16 protein-coding genes are annotated in these 16,956 nt (G+C 58.4%); 3 read left to right on the forward strand and 13 right to left on the reverse strand.

The annotated features are described in order from the left end of the window. Positions 1-39: 39 nt before the first annotated feature. Both O1V66_RS03775 and O1V66_RS03780 read left to right on the forward strand, forming a co-directional pair. Positions 40-456: a hypothetical protein gene (locus tag O1V66_RS03775; protein ID WP_269128110.1), complete on the forward strand. Its 417-nt coding sequence runs from the start codon at positions 40-42 to the stop codon at positions 454-456. Positions 457-479: 23 nt separating this feature from the next. Next, on the forward strand, positions 480-716 hold the full coding sequence (locus O1V66_RS03780; protein WP_269128111.1) for a hypothetical protein: 237 nt from the start codon (positions 480-482) through the stop codon (positions 714-716). An 88-nt stretch (positions 717-804) separates the two neighbouring features. Here O1V66_RS03780 and O1V66_RS03785 read toward each other — a convergent pair whose 3' ends face one another. The 10 genes from O1V66_RS03785 to O1V66_RS03830 all read right to left on the reverse strand — a co-directional run bounded on the left by O1V66_RS03785 (position 805) and on the right by O1V66_RS03830 (position 11,234). Further along, positions 805-1,179, reverse strand: coding sequence for a hypothetical protein (locus O1V66_RS03785; protein ID WP_045047114.1), 375 nt, complete (start codon positions 1,177-1,179; stop codon positions 805-807). Positions 1,180-1,304: 125 nt separating this feature from the next. Beyond that, the gene (gene fhuF, locus O1V66_RS03790; protein ID WP_045047113.1) at positions 1,305-2,069 is read right to left on the reverse strand and encodes a siderophore-iron reductase FhuF; all 765 of its coding nucleotides are present in this window, start codon (positions 2,067-2,069) and stop codon (positions 1,305-1,307) included. A 190-nt stretch (positions 2,070-2,259) separates the two neighbouring features. Then, positions 2,260-3,165, reverse strand: coding sequence for a dihydrodipicolinate synthase family protein (locus O1V66_RS03795; RefSeq protein WP_045047112.1), 906 nt, complete (start codon positions 3,163-3,165; stop codon positions 2,260-2,262). A 151-nt stretch (positions 3,166-3,316) separates the two neighbouring features. Further along, positions 3,317-4,918 carry a gamma-glutamyltransferase family protein gene (locus tag O1V66_RS03800; protein WP_045047111.1) on the reverse strand — a complete coding sequence of 534 codons (1,602 nt, stop codon included), beginning with the start codon at positions 4,916-4,918 and terminating at the stop codon, positions 3,317-3,319. A 62-nt stretch (positions 4,919-4,980) separates the two neighbouring features. Then, positions 4,981-5,856 carry an ABC transporter permease gene (locus O1V66_RS03805; RefSeq protein WP_045047110.1) on the reverse strand — a complete coding sequence of 292 codons (876 nt, stop codon included), beginning with the start codon at positions 5,854-5,856 and terminating at the stop codon, positions 4,981-4,983. Between the two features lies 1 nt (position 5,857). After that, on the reverse strand, positions 5,858-6,802 hold the full coding sequence (locus O1V66_RS03810) for an ABC transporter permease (RefSeq protein ID WP_045047109.1): 945 nt from the start codon (positions 6,800-6,802) through the stop codon (positions 5,858-5,860). 28 nt (positions 6,803-6,830) lie between these two features. Next, entirely contained in the window at positions 6,831-8,348 is a 1,518-nt protein-coding gene (locus tag O1V66_RS03815; protein ID WP_045047108.1) for an ABC transporter substrate-binding protein, read from the reverse strand. After that, a complete protein-coding gene (locus O1V66_RS03820; protein ID WP_045047107.1) occupies positions 8,345-9,460 on the reverse strand; it encodes an ABC transporter ATP-binding protein in 1,116 nt (371 codons plus the stop codon). Before O1V66_RS03820 ends, O1V66_RS03815 begins: the two co-directional genes overlap by 4 nt. Then, a complete protein-coding gene (locus tag O1V66_RS03825; RefSeq protein WP_414058468.1) occupies positions 9,457-10,485 on the reverse strand; it encodes an ABC transporter ATP-binding protein in 1,029 nt (342 codons plus the stop codon). Before O1V66_RS03825 ends, O1V66_RS03820 begins: the two co-directional genes overlap by 4 nt. Further along, on the reverse strand, positions 10,482-11,234 hold the full coding sequence (locus O1V66_RS03830; RefSeq protein ID WP_045047105.1) for a FadR/GntR family transcriptional regulator: 753 nt from the start codon (positions 11,232-11,234) through the stop codon (positions 10,482-10,484). Before O1V66_RS03830 ends, O1V66_RS03825 begins: the two co-directional genes overlap by 4 nt. 302 nt (positions 11,235-11,536) lie before the next feature. Between O1V66_RS03830 and O1V66_RS03835 the strand changes: the two genes are divergently transcribed. Further along, the gene (locus O1V66_RS03835) at positions 11,537-12,523 is read left to right on the forward strand and encodes an aldo/keto reductase (protein WP_045047104.1); all 987 of its coding nucleotides are present in this window, start codon (positions 11,537-11,539) and stop codon (positions 12,521-12,523) included. A gap of 3 nt (positions 12,524-12,526) precedes the next feature. On the opposite strand, the gene O1V66_RS03840 is transcribed toward O1V66_RS03835, so the two are convergent. From O1V66_RS03840 to O1V66_RS03850, 3 genes are all read right to left on the reverse strand, one after another. Then, complete coding sequence (locus O1V66_RS03840; RefSeq protein WP_045047103.1) at positions 12,527-14,026, reverse strand: FGGY-family carbohydrate kinase; 1,500 nt, start codon at positions 14,024-14,026, stop codon at positions 12,527-12,529. A gap of 66 nt (positions 14,027-14,092) precedes the next feature. Next, positions 14,093-14,941, reverse strand: coding sequence for a class I fructose-bisphosphate aldolase (locus tag O1V66_RS03845; protein WP_045047102.1), 849 nt, complete (start codon positions 14,939-14,941; stop codon positions 14,093-14,095). Then, positions 14,925-16,682, reverse strand: a complete 1,758-nt coding sequence (locus O1V66_RS03850; protein WP_241481375.1) for a glycerol-3-phosphate dehydrogenase/oxidase — start codon at positions 16,680-16,682, stop codon at positions 14,925-14,927. The genes O1V66_RS03845 and O1V66_RS03850 overlap by 17 nt, the downstream gene beginning before the upstream one ends. Between the last annotated feature and the right edge of the window lie 274 nt (positions 16,683-16,956).

Raw genomic sequence — 16,956 nt, forward strand, 5'->3', positions numbered from 1 at the left:
CGATGTTACCCTGCTGCCATCTATTAAGGGAGTAGTGGCATGCCAATAATTGCAGGGGTCAGTACCGTATTATGCGGCTGGATGTACAGCGGTGAAAGTCAAAAGGCGGAGCGCGCGACAGTCGTTAATTCAATGAATGAGATAAATAACAGCAGCAAGGAATTAATGCCGCTGAAACCTGCAGACGATATTTCATCTGCCATGAAAGACATTAAAAATAATAATAAACGCTGGATGCAGGACGCCGTATATATAGCGGTTAATCCCGAGTCGCAGGTTACGCCTTCCGTCCTGCCCGCTTCCGGCATGTCATGGCAAAAAATCGGCATGATGGCGGGGTTGGGCATGTTCGCGCTCGGAGGCTGCGCGGCGACATGGTCATTGTCGTCACCGGCGACGAGCACCTCACTGGCCCATCAACCCGCACTTTTTCCCCGTCGGGTTCGCAGCCTTTGAAGGCGACATCCGCTGCACCGCCCGTGAAAACCTTACCCAAATCAGGCCGCAGCCACTATTTTGCCTCGCGTCAGGGGCGCGTGGATTTCGGTTTTCGGCGCGGTTTTTCAATGAAAAAGTCGGCCTATCATCTGGTAGGAAGAAAGATAGCCAATGACCCGAATAATACCCGCACGCTTAACCGCGCAAAAATCGATATTCAGGCGTTTAGAAAAGTCAGCGATCAGTTAAAAGAAATCGAGCATCTGCGAAGGGGATAACGCGCCGTGGTTGTATGAAATCTGCGTAATAACAATGAAGTGTCGGCATATTATTACTGCCATTCCCTGGCAGCCAATAACCATCAGATTAAAGGGTATGGATATCGATGCCGTCACCGATATGACTTGTCTGATAATAGGCGCGAGGCACTTCAACCTGATACTGCTGGTCTCCGTAGGCCACTTCGAGAATGTATTTTTCATTCTCATAGGATTCAATCGGAATAAAACCGAAGAAACCCTCGGCGACGCAAATGGTGCGCGAAGAAGGCAGGGCATAGCGATGGACAATTTTGGCTCTGAGTGGCTGCTGTTTGCCGGTAATGTGGTTCCATACCAGATTGACGGGTTGCGACAGGGTGTTCAGCACGCCTGCGGCCAGCGAGTTCAAATCGCCAAGCTGGGTCTTCAACGCGGCGGTTGAATACCAGGCAGTGCGATCGTCAGTTTTACGTGTTGTCATGTTTGTACCTCATGGCAGTCTCGTTGGTCTCTCCCCTTTATAACTATATTTTTCTGTTGGCGAGGTCCAATCTTTTTTCGACTAAGTTAAGCCAAACCGCATCAAACGGCCGATGATTAGCAGGCTCACTGTGATTGCGTCGGAATACGGCGGCGTTTCTCGGCGAGTAAAAGAGGGCAGGATGGACACATCGCGATGTCGGGTAGCTCATAGCGCAGACAGCATTGGCGGCGAAACAGCGGGCTTTCGGGGTCTCGCGGATTTTCGGGACGCAGCGGCTGGAACAGCGGATTCTTGCGACCGGCAGACAACTCCCGGGCTTCGATGAGTGCAGTGCCTTCGCGAATATCGGCGTTGACCAGTTCGGCCTGCTGAATGCCCCAGTTCACCCGCACCGCCGCATTCCCCCAGTAAATGCCGGGCTTGAGGTGAGATACCGCCGCCATCGCCTGACAGACCGGGCGCAGATGCTGCTCTATCATCTCCTCAAAACGATAAAAAGGCACTTGCGGCTGCGGCACGTAGGCCTCGCCTTCGCCCTGCAGATAAATCTGACACGGCAATCCCTCTTCCTGTAGCGTCAGGAAAAGCTGCTGCGGATTAATGGGCAGTTGCCAGTTGTGCCGAAGAGAGATAATTACCCAGCTTGGCAGCAGGTTGGCGAAATACCACTGTGACCACATCGAAATGCGCGCACGGCGCTTGTCGGGGTGGCTCGCGTCATCGGCATGAACGCGCAAATAATGCGAAAGCAGGCTTGCGCAGCCGTCTTCTGTCGCCAGCATGCTCAACGGCAGAGCGTCTTTGACTTCGGAAGTCATCGGGCGAAACTGGTCGGCAACCCAGGGAATGGGACCATCGCGGAAACTGTCGAAGAGTGTCTGCATCATTTCTGTTGTCTTTGCATCATTGAATAACGTCATTCGGCCCGATTTGGAGGACGAATAGGGTAGCAAATTCGCAGGGAAATAATAATGATTTCTATTTGTATTGGCATGGATTGTTAAACGTTCGGCGAAGATAGGCGAGAGACGGGCAGGCGGTGCGCGCCATGTTCGGCCCGCACCGGCAGGAACCAGCTTAAAGCAGATTGGCCTGATGCAGAATCTCTCTGACTTTGGCTTGTCGGGCTTCGGACAAGGTTTGGGCAGGGCGCAGCGAATGCACGGACACCTCGACGCCGACCTGCTGAATCGCATATTTGATGACGTTATAGAAAGGCGTATCCAGCGCATACAGCGGCGGCAACCACGACAGTCGCTGCTGCAAGGCCACCGCCCTGTCGAGACGGCCTTCCTGCCACGCCTGATAGATACCGCAGGTCAGCGAAGGAGCAAAGTTGGCGCTGGCGGGAATCGACCCGGCACCGCCGAGGATAAGCGTACCAAACAGATATTCGTCATACCCTGCGAATACCGCAAAGTCGGGGCGCACGGGTTTGACCGCCTGAATCGTCTCGCGAATGTGATTCAGACTGTCGACGGTATCTTTGAGGCCGACGATGTTGGTGTAATTCTCAGCCAGCCGTTTGATGACCTCTACCGGAATTGACTGACCGGTCAGGGCCGGAAAATTATAGATAACAATCGGCAGGGCGAGATTTTCGGCCAGATAGCTGTAGTGCAGATAAATATTTTCTTCCGAGAGCGGATTGTAGAACGGATTGACGATGACCACGCCGTCGGCACCCACGCTTTTGGCATGTCTGGCAAAACTCAAGGTGGCTTCGGTACCGGAATGTGCCGCGCCAATCAGTACCGGAACCCGTTTGTCGACATAGGCGGTGCAGAAACTCGCGACCTCGTGGCGCAGTGCCTCAGACATATGGGCAAACTCGCCTGCGCTGCCGAGAAAGAACAGGCCGTTGACGCCGCCCTCAATCGTGAAATCGATAAGCCTTTTCATGCCTTCCTTGTCGAGTTGTTCGTCGGCAGTGAAAAGCGTGGGGACCGGCGGAATGATGCCGTGAAACAGGGGAGCGGTCATGGGTGTTCTCCGTATTTGGCAGACATGCCGTTTGGCACGATGATAAAAAGAACGTCGTTCATTTATAGAACGACGTTTCATTTTTATAAATAGCCGTAGAGGAATTACAGGACATTAACTGTAGAAGTTGAAGCCCTGTCACATCCCGCGCTTACATGACCAGCGCCTGACCGTCTTTGCGGGATTCGGTCCCTGCCAGGTAATGACCGTCCGGATGACGCACAATGACCTGCGCGCCGCCGAAGTTGTGACCCTGTAACGGGTCTTCCACCAGCAGTTCATGGCCCATCGCGCGCAGCGCGGCAAGCGTATTGGTGTCCAGCGTCGATTCAATCGCCACCTGACGTCCGGCAATTACTCGCCAGCGTGGCGCATCAATGGCCGCCTGCGGATTCTGACCATAGAGCATGACACGAAGGGCCAGCTGCAGGTGTCCCTGTGCCTGCATCGGGCCGCCCATCAGGCCGAATGACATCAGCGGCTTGCCGTCCGCATCGGTCGCAAAGGCCGGAATAATGGTGTGCAGCGGGCGTTTGTTCGGCGCAACACAGTTGGCGTGCGCAGGGTCAAGCACAAATCCACAACCCCGGTTCTGCATGCTGATGCCCGTTCCCGGCACGACAACGCCCGACCCGAAGCCCATGTAGTTGGACTGGATAAACGACACCATCATACCGTTGGCATCGGCAGTGGTCAGATAGACCGTGCCGCCCGGTTTGGGCGAGCCGTAAGTGACATCGCTGGCGCGTTTCGGGTCAATCAGGTCCGCACGCTGTTGCAGATATTCGTCGCTAAGCAGCAGTTCAGGGCTGAAATGCATGTGGTCGACGTCGGCGATATGCTGGTCAAGGTCGGCCAGCGCCAGCTTCATGGCTTCGATAGACAGGTGCAGGGTGTGCACCGAATCCACCGGCTGCGAGCCAATATCGAGTTTTTCGAGAATGCCGAGCGCGATAAGCGTGGCAATACCCTGACCGTTCGGGGGCAGTTCATGGACGGTGCCGCCGGCAAAGGACTGGGTCATGGTGTCTATCCAGTCCACTTTATGATTGGCGAGGTCATCCAGCGTCATGGCACCGCCGTGCTCCTGACAGTGGGCAATGATTTTCTCGGCCAGTTCGCCGCGATAAAAAGCTTCGCCTTCGGTTTTGGCGATAAGTTCCAGCGTATCGGCCAGCGCCGGATTACGGAAGATTTCGCCGATTTCAGGGGCAACGCCGCCCGGCGTAAAACACTCGCTGAAACCGGGTTGATCCTTGAGTTTGGCGGCGGCAATCTTCCACAGTCGGCCAATCAACGGCGAGACGGGAAAACCGTGGCGCGCATAGTCGATAGCGGGTTGAGCCAGCGTCGTCAGCGGCAGGCTACCGAATTTCTTCGCGAGTTCGACCCACGCCGACACCGCGCCCGGTACGCTGACGGAGTCCCAGCCGTAGGTCGGCACGGCGTCTTTTCCGGCAAAATAGTCCGCGGTCCACGCGGCGGGAGAACGGCCCGAGGCATTGAGGGCGTGCATCTTCTTGCCGTCCCACAGAATCGCAAAGGCGTCACTGCCGACGCCATTGCCGCTCGGCTCGACCACGGTCAGCGCCATCGCGGCCGCGACTGCGGCATCCACGGCGTTGCCGCCCAGCATCAGCATCTTCATGCCAGCCTGGGCCGCCAGTGGCTGTGAGGCGCAAACCGCATTCGCGCCCATCATGCTCGGGCGCAAGGTCGGATAACCGACGTTAAAATCGTAAGACTCGGACATATTGACTCCTGTAATAGAAACCGGGTAGTTCATTGCAAGGCAGAGTGAAGAGTGGCGCAGCCTTAGTCGGCACGAGGGTCCAGCGCATCGCGCAGGCCATCACCCAATAAATTAAAGCCCTGTACGGCCAGAAAAATGGCCAGACCGGGAAACAGTGACATCCACGGCGATTGCTCGAGGAAGCTGCGCGCCGTGTTGAGCATCGCGCCCCAAGAGGCAAAGGGCGGCTGCTGACCCAGCCCGAGAAACGACAGGCTGGCCTCGGTAATAATCGCCGAAGCAATAGCCAGCGTGGCCTGAACCACGATGGGCGACATCACGTTCGGTAACACGTATTTGATGATAATCCAGCGGTCGGGCAAGCCAATGGCCCGCGCGCCTTCGATATACTCTTCGTTGCGAATGTTCATCACCTGCGCCCGCGTGAGGCGGGCAAAAATCGGCATCGCCGACAGGCCGATGGCTATCATCGCATTGCCGAGGCTGGGGCCGAGGAAAGCGCCAAGCGCTATCGCCAGCACCAGAAACGGGCAGGAGAGCATGGCTTCAATCACCCGCGAAATCATGCTGTCTATCCATCCCTGCCAGTAACCGGCGAGCAGACCCAGCGGCACACCGATGACAATCGCGATAATCACCGACACGCAGCCCGCCATCAGCGAAGTGCGAGCGCCCCAGAACAGGCGCGAGAGAATATCGCGGCCCAACTCGTCGGTGCCGAGCCAGTGCAGGGCCGACGGGGCCTTGCGCACCGCCATGAAGTCAGCCTTGACGGGATCAAACGGTGAAATCCACGGCGCAAGCAGCGCGAGCATGGCAAAAACTATCACAATCGCGGCGCCAATCACCGCGCTTTTGTTACGCAAAAATTTGCTAAGCACGCGACGGGATTGTCTAACGGCAACGGGTTTTACTGTGGGTAAAACGGCCTGGCTCATGTTATCCCCTCCGCATACGTGGGTTGACCATGACATACAGCACGTCGGCCACCAGATTCATGATAAGGAAGCCGACCGCGACCACCATCACTACGCCCTGAACTACGGCGTAATCGCGGTTGAAGACGGAGTCGACAATCATCTTGCCGAAACCGGGCACCGTAAACACCTGCTCGCAGAGCACCGCACCACCCAGCAATTCGCCGAACAGCAGCGTGGTCAGGGTGATGATGGGTACCAGCGCATTGCGCAGGGCATGCTTGAAAATAACTTTCTTCGGCAATAATCCCTTGGCGCGCGCGGTGCGGATATAGTCCGCCTTGAGCACGGCTATCATCGCTGCCCGTGTGTGGCGCATCAGCGTGGCCGACAGGCCGGTGCCGAGCACCGCCGCAGGCAGGATCATGGTCCGCAGATTTTGCAGGGGATCTTCCGAAAAGGGCACGTAACCCGAGGCGGGAAGCCACTGCAACTTCACGGAAAAGAACATGATAAGCAGCACACCCAGCCAGAAATGCGGGACCGAAATGCCCGAGAGCGCGATAAAATTGGCCCCGTTGTCTATCCAGGTGCCTTTGTTTACCGCCGCCGTAATGCCCATGCCAATCCCGATAAGTAGCGCAATCAGCATGGCCCACAGCGACAACTCCAGCGTGACCGGCAGCTTGCTGGCGATAAGCTGCAATACCGGTTCCTGCGTGCGCAGCGAAATGCCGAAATCGCCGTGCAGCGCATTGCCGACCCAGTGGAAATACTGGCTCGGGATCGGATCGTCGAGATGGTATTGCGCGCGTAATTGCGCGATCACCGCCGGATCCCGCTCTTCACCGGCCATCGCGGTAACCGGATCCCCCGGCAGCAGTTTTTGCAGCGAGAACACCATCAGCGTGACCAGAAACAGGGTGGGCACGGCGGAAACCAGACGTTTTACTATCAACTCAAGCATATAAGTCCCTCTCGTTCCGGCTGGCGGATCACTGCGTCAACTGCACGCCCTGCAAGCGGATAAGCCCGTCCGGATACGGCGTAAAGCCCGTGACTTTCTTGCTCATGCCAAAGATGCGCGGTTCAAAATAGAGATACACCAGCGGTTGATCGATGTTCTCCTGATCGACGATTTTCTTGTACAGCGCCTTGCGTTGCTCGACGTCGCTGGTCTGACGCGCGCTCAGCAGCCACGCGTCGACCTGTGGATTACTGTATTTGCCATCGTTGAGCGCGCCTTTGCTGGCGAGGAAAGAGTAGATGCTGCCATCGGGATCCGGACGACCGGACCAGCCTGACATACTCAGCTGGAAATCGCCGCGCTGCTGTTTGTCGAGCAGGGTGGCAAACTCGGTCATTTGCAGATTCAGGTTGATGCCTGCTTCGCTCACCATCGCCTGCAACACCTGCGCCACCTGCTGCGAGGTCGGATTGTTGGCGACCAGCAGGGAGATATTCAGCGGCGTTTTCACTCCGGCTTCGGCCAGCAGGGCTTTTGCCTTGTCGACGTTTCGCGCGGCGATGGGCAGATTGACGTGATAAGGGCTGACCGGCGAGAACGGCTGGTTGGCGGGCGTAAACTGGCCTTCGAACACCACCTGATTCAGCGCTTCGCGGTCAATCGCCAGCGACAGCGCCTGCCGGACCTTGGCCTCTTTGGCAAGCAACGTACCGGTGTTGGCGCTGCCGTTGCCGGTATTGACCGTCAGCCCCATATATCCCAGCCCCGTCACCTTGGCGAGCGCGAGTTTGGCATTGTTTTTCACCGTGTTGACATCGGTCGGGGCAATCCCTTCGGTCAGATCAAGGTCGCCCGCCTGAAGATTGGCAAGGCGCACAGACGCATCGGGAATAGGCAGGAACACCACTTTGTCGAAATGGTAGGCCGACTTGTTCCAGTACTGTTCGAAGCGCTTGAGCACAATGCGGTCCTGCTGCACGCGGCTGACGAACTCATAGGGACCCGAGCAGACCGGGTGCGCGGCGACATTGCCTTTGGCAGTCGCCTGTGGAGCCATCATCGCCCCCGCGCGGTCGGTCAACTGCATCAGCAGCGCGGCGTCGGGATTTTTCAGGTGCAGCTTGACGCTGTAGGGACCGGCGACTTCGACCGATTCGATGGAAGAAATTTCACTCTTGCGCAGCGAGGCGGGCAAGGTGAGATAGCGGTCAAGATTGTATTTGACCGCCTCGGCGTCAAACTTTTCACCGTCGTGGAACACCACGCCCTGACGCAGATTCAGGGTCAGCGTTTTACCGTCGTCGCTGTAGGACCAGTCGGTTGCAAGGCCGGGGACTATCGACAGATGCTGATCGACATCCACCAGACGATCGCACATTGCGCTGAACACGAAACGGCCGTAATAGGTGCGGGCCGTTGCCGGATCCAGCTGATCCGGATCGGCACCCAATCCGATGCGCAGGGTGCTTTCGGCATGGGCAAGACCGGCGCTGCCCAGCAGCAGCAGGGCACTTAGCGAGGCGGAGAGCCGAGGGCGAAATTTCATGGTGTGGTTCCTTCAGTGGTATTGGCGTTGTGTGAAGTCGCCAGCTGAGTGCTGGCCTGTTCGAATAGGGCGCGGCGCAGGGTAAAGGCGGCAGACGGCGGCGGGATAAGCACGGCAGTGCGCGAACGCAGCAGCTCGGACCAGCGATGGCAGGCCACCTGACGCGAATCGTCAACATTTTCGAGGCGCGGTTCCACTTGGCGGCAATGGTCGTTGGCGTAGGCGCAGCGCGTGTGGAAACGACAGCCGCTCGGCATGTTGGCCGGATTGGGCATGTCGCCCTGCAGCATATCCACCGGACGTTTTACGCCGGGCGTCAGCAGCGGAGCCGAGGCAATCAGCGCCTGCGTGTAGGGGTGCAGCGGCGCGTCGAAAATATCATCGACTTTTGCCAGCTCGACGATTTGCCCGAGATACATGACGGCCACGCGGTCGCTCATATGGCGAATAACCGCCAGCCCATGCGCCACGACAATCATCGTCAGCCCGAATTGCTGCTTGAGGCTTTCCAGCAGATTGACCACCTGCGCCTGCACGGAGACGTCCAGCGCCGAGACGGGTTCGTCGCCCAGCAGCAGTTTCGGCTCCGAGGCCAGCGCGCGGGCGATGCCGATACGCTGGCGCTGACCGCCGGAAAACTCGTGCGGATAGCGCTGGCTGAAGGCGGCGGGCAGGCCGACGGTGGTCAGGAGTTCCCTGACCCGATCGCGCCGTGCGGCGGCATCGGGCACGATATTGTGCAGCCACAGCGGTTCACCGACGATCTGCTCGACGGTCATGCGCGGGTTCAGCGAGGCGAACGGATCCTGAAAGATGATTTGCAGCTCGCGGCGCAGCGGTTTCATCTCGGCCGGGGTCAGGCGGCTGATATTCTGCCCCTGATAAAAGACGTCTCCTTCGGAGGCGCGCAGCAGTTGCAGCAGCAAACGGCCCAGAGTCGATTTACCGGAACCGGATTCGCCGACAATCGCCAGTGTTTCCCCCTGATAGACGCGCAGCGACACGCGGTCGACGGCCTGCACGCCCGGCGTTTTACGAAATAGCGAGGGGGGACCCTTGAACACTTTGCTGAGGCCGACGGCCTCGAGAATAGGGCGCGGGGGAGTATTCACGGCATCGCCTCCAGTGAGGATTGCAGGGAAAAGTGTTGCTCGAGCGGTGCCTTGAAGCAGGCAACCTGATGACCACTGCGGCCGAGTGTGGCAAGCGCCGGGCGCTGCTGATGACATTTCAGGTCGGCGAACGGGCAGCGCGTGGCGAAACGGCAGCCTGCGGGCATGTCGGCAGGCAGCGGCACGGCACCGGGAATAGTCGAGAGTGCGCCCTGACGCGAAGCCAGTGACGGCATCGATCCCATCAGTCCGATGGTGTAGGGATGCTGCGGATCGTTGAACAGATCGGCTACCTCGCCCTGTTCGACGATCTGCCCGGCATACATCACGGCCACGCTGTCGGCGACTTCGGCCACCACGCCGAGGTCGTGCGTGATAAGCAGCATGGCAGTATCGCTCTGCTCTTGCAGGCGGTTGAGCAGCGCCAGAATCTGCGCCTGAATCGTCACGTCGAGCGCGGTCGTCGGCTCGTCGGCAATCAGCAGTTTCGGGAGGTTGACCAGCGCCATCGCAATCATGATTCGCTGGCGCATGCCGCCGGAAAGCTGATGCGGATAGGCTTTCATGCGAAGTTCCGGGGCGGGTATCTGCACCTGTTGCAGAATCGACAATGCCTGATCCTGCGCCTGCTGTTTATCGACGCCCTGATGGCGCATCACCGCTTCGGCTATCTGCTCACCCAGCGTCAAGGCAGGATTGAGCGAGGTCATCGGCTCCTGAAAAATCATCGCGATATCCCGTCCGCGCAGGTCGGCATACTGGCGCTCCGACAGTGCAAGCAGGGATTGACCGCTGAAATTGACGTGGCCCTCCAACACCTGTGCGCTCTGCGGCAGCAGGCCCATCAATGCCAGCGAGGTTACACTTTTTCCGCAGCCCGACTCACCGACCAGCGCCAGCGTTTTACCGGCCTCGATGCGCAGGGAGATGCCATCCAGCACGCTGGCCGGACTGCCGCGAAACTGCACCTTGAGGTTGTTAATTTCCAGTACGGACGGTGCCGCATGTTCTGGGGTCGTCATCAGAGGGACTCCTCATCGTCATGATGTAGCGTGGCGATCAATGCGTTTTGCAAAAACAGCAGGTGTTCGCGCATTACCCGGGCCGCCTCGAGCGGTTCACGCGCGGCGATATGTTCGATGAGGCGGCGATGGTGATGGTCGTAGATGTCGAGACGTTCCTGATTGCGCGCACGGTCGCGCACCGCCTGCCAGCTCGGGTCGCGGCGGATGGCGTCGACCGCGTCGAACAGCCCGAGCAGCAGACGATTGCCTGCGGCATCGGCGATGGCGCGGTGAAAGGCGCTGTCCCACAGTTCAATCTGGTCGGCATCGTCGGCTGCAAGCTGCGTCATTCTGTCGAGCAGTCGCCACATCAGCTGTATCTGTTCAGGCGTGGCGCGCAAGGCGGCGTATTTCGCCAGACCCGGCTCGATTTGCAGCCGCGCTTCCATGACTTCCAGCAGGTTCGATTGTTTCGGCAGTGCCTGCAGGCTGAGCGGCTGGGCCGGAGCTTTCGGGCCGATAAACGTCCCCTTGCCCTGTTTGCGCCAGATACGGCCTTCTTCAACCAACACGTCAAGCGCGCGGCGGATCTCGCGACGACCCGCGCCAAAACGCTGAGCCAGATCCCGCTCCGGCGGCAGGGGCTGGCCTTCATGCGGATGCTGCTCGATAAGCAGGCGCAGCTGTTCCAGCGCCGAATGCGAGTTTCCCGTCGCCTGCGGGCCAACGGGTTGAAGGGACGATGTCTGCGTGTGTGGCGTCTCTGGCATGGTTCGTTACGCTTTGTGTCGAAAAGAGATAAACACGGCATTGCACAAATCGAACCAATATTGGTTTGGTTCAGAAAAATATCAGGGTAATTATTTTAATTAGTATATTTTTCAGTTAGATAATTTTTGTAAATTCATGAATCAATCAGAGAAGGTTCGGCTGTGTCAATGCCCCAAATTGATCAGGGACTTCGCCAGCCTGCACCGGGGCAGCGCAACTTGTGAAAAGGCAGGGGGTTGTATAGATTAAAAACAAGAGGGGATTTCGCGCAGTAATCATTGATGAATGAAAGGGATAAGGAATGAGAACGTTGAAGCTTGGCCATTCGGGCCTTGAAGTCTCTGCGGTGTGTCTGGGCTGTCTCACCTATGCGCCGAAAGAGGCGAGCGGATATACCTGGTCGCTGGATGAGGCCGAAAGCCGCCCCTTTATTCGTCGGGCGCTGGAACTTGGCATCAACTTTTTTGATACCGCCAACTCCTACTCCAACGGCGTCAGCGAAGAGATTCTGGGCCGCGCGCTCAAGGACTATGCCCATCGCGACAACGTGGTGGTCGCCACCAAACTGTATAATCCCCTGCGTAGCGGCCCGAACAGCAAAGGGTTGTCCCGCAAGGCTATCATGACCGAATGCGATGCCAGCCTGCGCCGTCTCGGCACGGATTATATCGACCTCTACCAGATTCATCGCTGGGATTATGAAACGCCCCTCGAGGAGACACTGGAAGCGTTGCACGACCTGGTCAAAGCGGGCAAGGTTCGCTATCTGGGTGCCTCGTCGATGTTTGCCTGGCAATTTTCCAAGGCTTTGCAGGTGGCGAAATACAATGGCTGGACGCGGTTTATCTGCATGCAGAACCACTTGAATCTGCTGTATCGCGAGGAAGAGCGCGAAATGCTGGGCCTGTGTGAAAGCGAGGGGGTGGGTGTTACGCCGTGGAGTCCTCTGGCGCGCGGCTTGCTGGCGCGTCCTTGGCAGCAACCGACCGATTCACTGCGCCACGGGCATGACCGTTTTGCCAGACAACTCTATGCCGCCACCGAAGACGCCGATCGTCGTGTGATTGACGCGGTCACAGAGGTAGCTGCCGAGCGCGGGGTGAGTCAGGCGCAGATAGCACTGGCCTGGGTTTATCGACATAAATCGGTGGTTGCCCCCGTGGTTGGCGCAACCCGATTCGCGCATCTCGATGATGCCGTCGCCGCCAGCGAACTGGTGCTGAGCGCCGAGGAGATAGCCCGGCTGGAAGCGCCCTATATTCCGCACAACGTAGCCGAGCACGATTGAGAATCAGAGAATTTCTTCGTCTTCCTGCCAGACCCCGGCCATGACGGTTTCCAGCTTTTTAAACAGCCGATAGCGCGGCTCGTGGAAGGCAAATTGCTCAGGATTCGGCAACAGAGGCCGGGCGGTCACCTTTACCGCCTGCGCCACCCCTGCCGACAAGTCTTGCCAGATTCCGACGCCGACCCCCGCGCAGATAGCCGCGCCCAGCGCACCGGTCTCTTTGCATTCGGTCACGTTAATCGGGATGCCGAGCACGTCGGCAAACATCTGCGGCCAGATACAGCTGCGCGCCGCGCCGCCCGAAAGCGTAGCCTTCTCGAAGGGGATCCCGGCCGCACGCAGTCTGTCGATGTGCGCGCGATGGGCGAAGGTCACGCCTTCAAACAGCGCGTAAAGCATGTCGGCTCGCGTGTGCCAGCCGCCAAGTCCATAGAAACCGGCCTTCGAAAGTCCCTCCTTGCGACCGGAATAGAGATAGGGATGATAGAGAGGCAGGGCTTTGTTGGCGGTGACGTGCGCGACGATATCGCTGCTGCGCGCCGCACCCTGACCGGCGCGGCCATCGTCGAACTCGCGCAGGAACCAGTCGAGGTTGGCCGCCGAGGTCGCGCTGGCTTCTATTGCCATATAGCGGTCGCGTTCGATAATCGAATTCATGAATACCGGGCGCAAATAGTCAGGTTTATCGACGACCACCTGATTGATGCTCCAGGTGCCTGCCACAATCGAAGCTTCGCCGGTATTGACGACGCCGGATCCGACTGCGCTTGCCACCACGTCGAAGATGCCTGCAACCACCGGAATGCCGACAGGCAGTCCCGTAAGCGCGGCAGCCTGCGCGGTAATGTGGCCCACGACGTCACAGGATTCGTTAAGCGGAGCAAGCAGCGGCAGGGCATCTTCAATGTCGTAGAGCGCCATCAGTTCGCGGTCATAGTCGCGCGAGGCGTAATACAGCAGGCCTGCACCGGCGGCGTCCGAGTAGTCGGATGAAATCACACCGGAGAGGAAATAGGCGATAACGTCTTTCGCCAGCAGAAAATGGCCGATATGGGCATAAACCTCCGGCTGATGGCGCTTGAGCCAGCTAACAAGAACCGGCGTGGCGGCCGGCCACGGTTTTTGCAGCGAGCGCTGGTAGATAACAAGGTCGCGTCCTTCAAGTTCAAGCTGCTGTACTCGTTCGTGCGCACGATTGTCGATAGACTGAATGCCCAGCAGCGGTCGTCCCTGTTTATCGAGCGCATACACGCCGTTGCCATGACCCGCCGCGCCTACCGCGAGCACCTGCACATTCCTCTGAGAAACCTGTGCCAGACAGGCGCGAACCGCCTGGGTAACCCCCTGATAAATGTCTTCAATGGGTCGCTCGGCATAGCCCGGCTGCGGCTGATGCGTCTCTCCGGCGCATTCGGCCACGGCAAGCACGGTGCCTGCCAAATCAAACAGCACCGCTTTAATCATCGTGTTGCCCGCATCAATGCCCAGCAAGCATCGGCTCATCTAAACCCCCTGTGGCCTTCGTGAAGAAAGCGAGGTGTGGCGATTGTAGAGGCATGAACGTCTTTATCAATGCCGTTGATATTGCTGATAAATTTCCAGTGCGTCGCGCCCGCTGACGCCTTGATGGATAATCGCCATCAGCGCTCTGACGACCTGCGACGGATTGCTGTGCTGGTACACGTTGCGGCCATACACCATGCCGGAAGCGCCTTGCGCCATCAGTGCCGCCGTTTTGTCGAGTACCGCAGACAGCTCGCCCTTGCCGCCGCCGCGCACCAGCGTCGGGCAGCGTGCCGCCTCGACAACGCGGTGAAAATCTTCGACATGGTCGGTAGGGTCCGCCTTGATGATGTCGGCACCCAGCTCACGCGCCAGTCGCACCAGCGGAACTATCTTGCCGACATCGCCAAGCGACCCGTAAGCGGCTCCCTGTCCGGCAGGAGCCATCACCAGCGGTTCAATCATCAGCGGCATGGCGTATTTTTCGCAGGCATGGCGCAGGCGACCGATATTCTCGACGCACTGGCGGAAAATTCCCGGTTCATCGGGGATCATATACAGATTGACGACAACGGCGGCGGCGTCCATTTGCAGGGCGGCAAGCAGCGGTTCATCGGGGTTGTGCAGCACCGCCCACATTTCGCGGTGCCGCGCGGCGTTATAGGCATTCCCCACATCGGTACGCAGCACCAGCGCCGGTTTGTTCTGCGTCTGTTCCTGCAATAGATCGGCCTGACCATAGTTGACCTGAATGGCGTCGGGCCGAGCGGCAATCAGGCTATTCATGACACCGGCGATATCCTCCAGTCCTATCAGGAAGTCGGGTTCATTGGCTATGCCGTGATCGATAGCCACATCGAGGCATTTTCCGTTGTTGAACAGGCGGTTAAGTCTGACTTTATGACTGACTGGCATGACGGGATCCCTCTTGGACATGCAATGGATAAAGCCCGGTCAGCCCGTGCAGGCTGGCGAGGCGGGAAAGGGTGGTATCAAGCTGTTGCGCACGCTGGGTGGCGTCCCAGCCTAGCTCGCTTGCGACAAGGTCAGCCAGCTCCTGCACGCGTTCGGCGGTAAGCATGCCGCCAATTGCCATGGGGGTGCGGCGGACCAGCAGATCCTCCAGCGTCTGCACCTGCTCATGATGAATCAGATAGCGCAGCTCGTTGCGGCTGTAGTCGGCGAAATGCATCAGGGGACTGTCCGGCTCACTGACCATAAAGGCGGCGATGGGCGCAGCCGCCGTGCCGTAACGGGTCAGAAGTTGGCCGACGCGCTCGGCAGTCAGGCCGCTCTGTCTACTCACAAGCTGGATCCACGCGGTTTTGCGTTCGGGAAGCGGGTAATCCCTGCCGCCGCCGATGGCTAGATCGCCGGTAGAGACGTTGCGCGTTCTGCCCAGCAGCTTCAGGACCTTGTCGGCCGCCTGTTCGCCAAATTTGCGAAACGTCGTCCACTTGCCGCCCACCAGACAGAGGGTGGAATAGTAGCGAGTGGCATCGGGCGGCAACAATACCAGCGTATGATTGCGGGAAATGCGCCCGTTGACTTCCGTATCGCTCGCCGGAAGCGGGCGCACGCCGCTGAACGTATAAAGCACGTCTTCGTCTTTCACCGCAATATGTGGGAAGACGAACTTCAGCGACTGCAAGATATAGCGTTGTTCGTCGGCGCTGCAGGCCACGTCGTCGGGATTATCGATGCGAATATCCGTCGAGCCGACCAGCACATTGCCGTACCACGGGAACATGATGCACACGCGGCCTTCCTTGTTCTCGTAATAGACCATCTCGCCGTTGAGCGCCGCCAGCAGAAGCGGATGGCGGATAATCAGATGCGATCCCTTGGTGCCGCCAATCAGATTTTTACTTTTTGCGGGTTGTCTGAGTGTGGAATTGAGGCGGTCTATCCACGCGCCCGTCGCATTGACCACGACATGAGGACGCAGGGTAAAGGTGTGTCCGCCGAGCTTGTCCCTGAGGGTAAGGGTTTCCCCGTCGCTTGCGACCAGTTGGACATAATTGAGGGCCAGTGCCTGCGGGTTGGCCTGTTCGGCATCATTGACCAACTCGACGCCCAATCGCTCGGGCGCGCTTATCCAGCCATCATAATAGGTCGCGCTGCACTTTACCCAGTCGGCAAAATCGGGCCAGCGCTGGCGGGTTGCCGTGTCGCCGTTCAGCTGGTGGCGTGGCATCGAGCCATATTGCCGCGTGTAGAGGTCATACATCGACAGCCCGGTTTTAATGATCAATGCGCCACGGCGTGACGGGCGTTCGCTGAGGCGTAGAAAGCGTTTACCGGCGTTGACCAGCCCACCGCTCCAGCTATCGATGGGCACAGTGGTGCGCAGCGGGGCAACATAATGCGGGGCATTTTTCAGCAGCCTGTCGCGCTCCTGCACCGACTCTTTGACCAGCGAAAATTCGCCGGTTTCAAGGTAGCGCAGACCGCCGTGGATCATCCGCGACAACGCACCGCTCGCGGCCTGACACCAGTCACCCTGTTCCACCATAATCACCGGAATACCCTGCAATGCCAGCTCGCGAAAGGTGCTGATGCCGTTGATACCGCCGCCGACAATCAGCACCGGCGTTTCGGTCAGTGATTCCATGCGCCTGATTTTATCGGCGCGTTGCGAAGTGATGTTGTCCACTGAATGCTCCCTTTGCTTCCTCCCGTCGCCGCTATCCGTCTGGGCGTGCCCGGCCCGACCGCCACAGGTGCAGCGAACAAAGGGATAAACAGCGGGAGGTGAAATTGAAATTTTTGTTGGCTGGACGCTATGTCTATGAGAGGTATAGGGTAGAAAATCAGGGAAGGGCAATGTCTTGATTGTTAATTGTTACCAGTTTGTGATCTGGGTCGGCGGATAAGGAAATTTCTGTCTGTTTCTTGCAGTGCGTGAGAAAAGTGGAAGGCGCTGCCAG

The sequence above is a fragment of the Rouxiella chamberiensis genome (genome assembly GCF_026967475.1).
Classification (GTDB): Bacteria; Pseudomonadota; Gammaproteobacteria; order Enterobacterales; family Enterobacteriaceae; genus Rouxiella; species Rouxiella chamberiensis.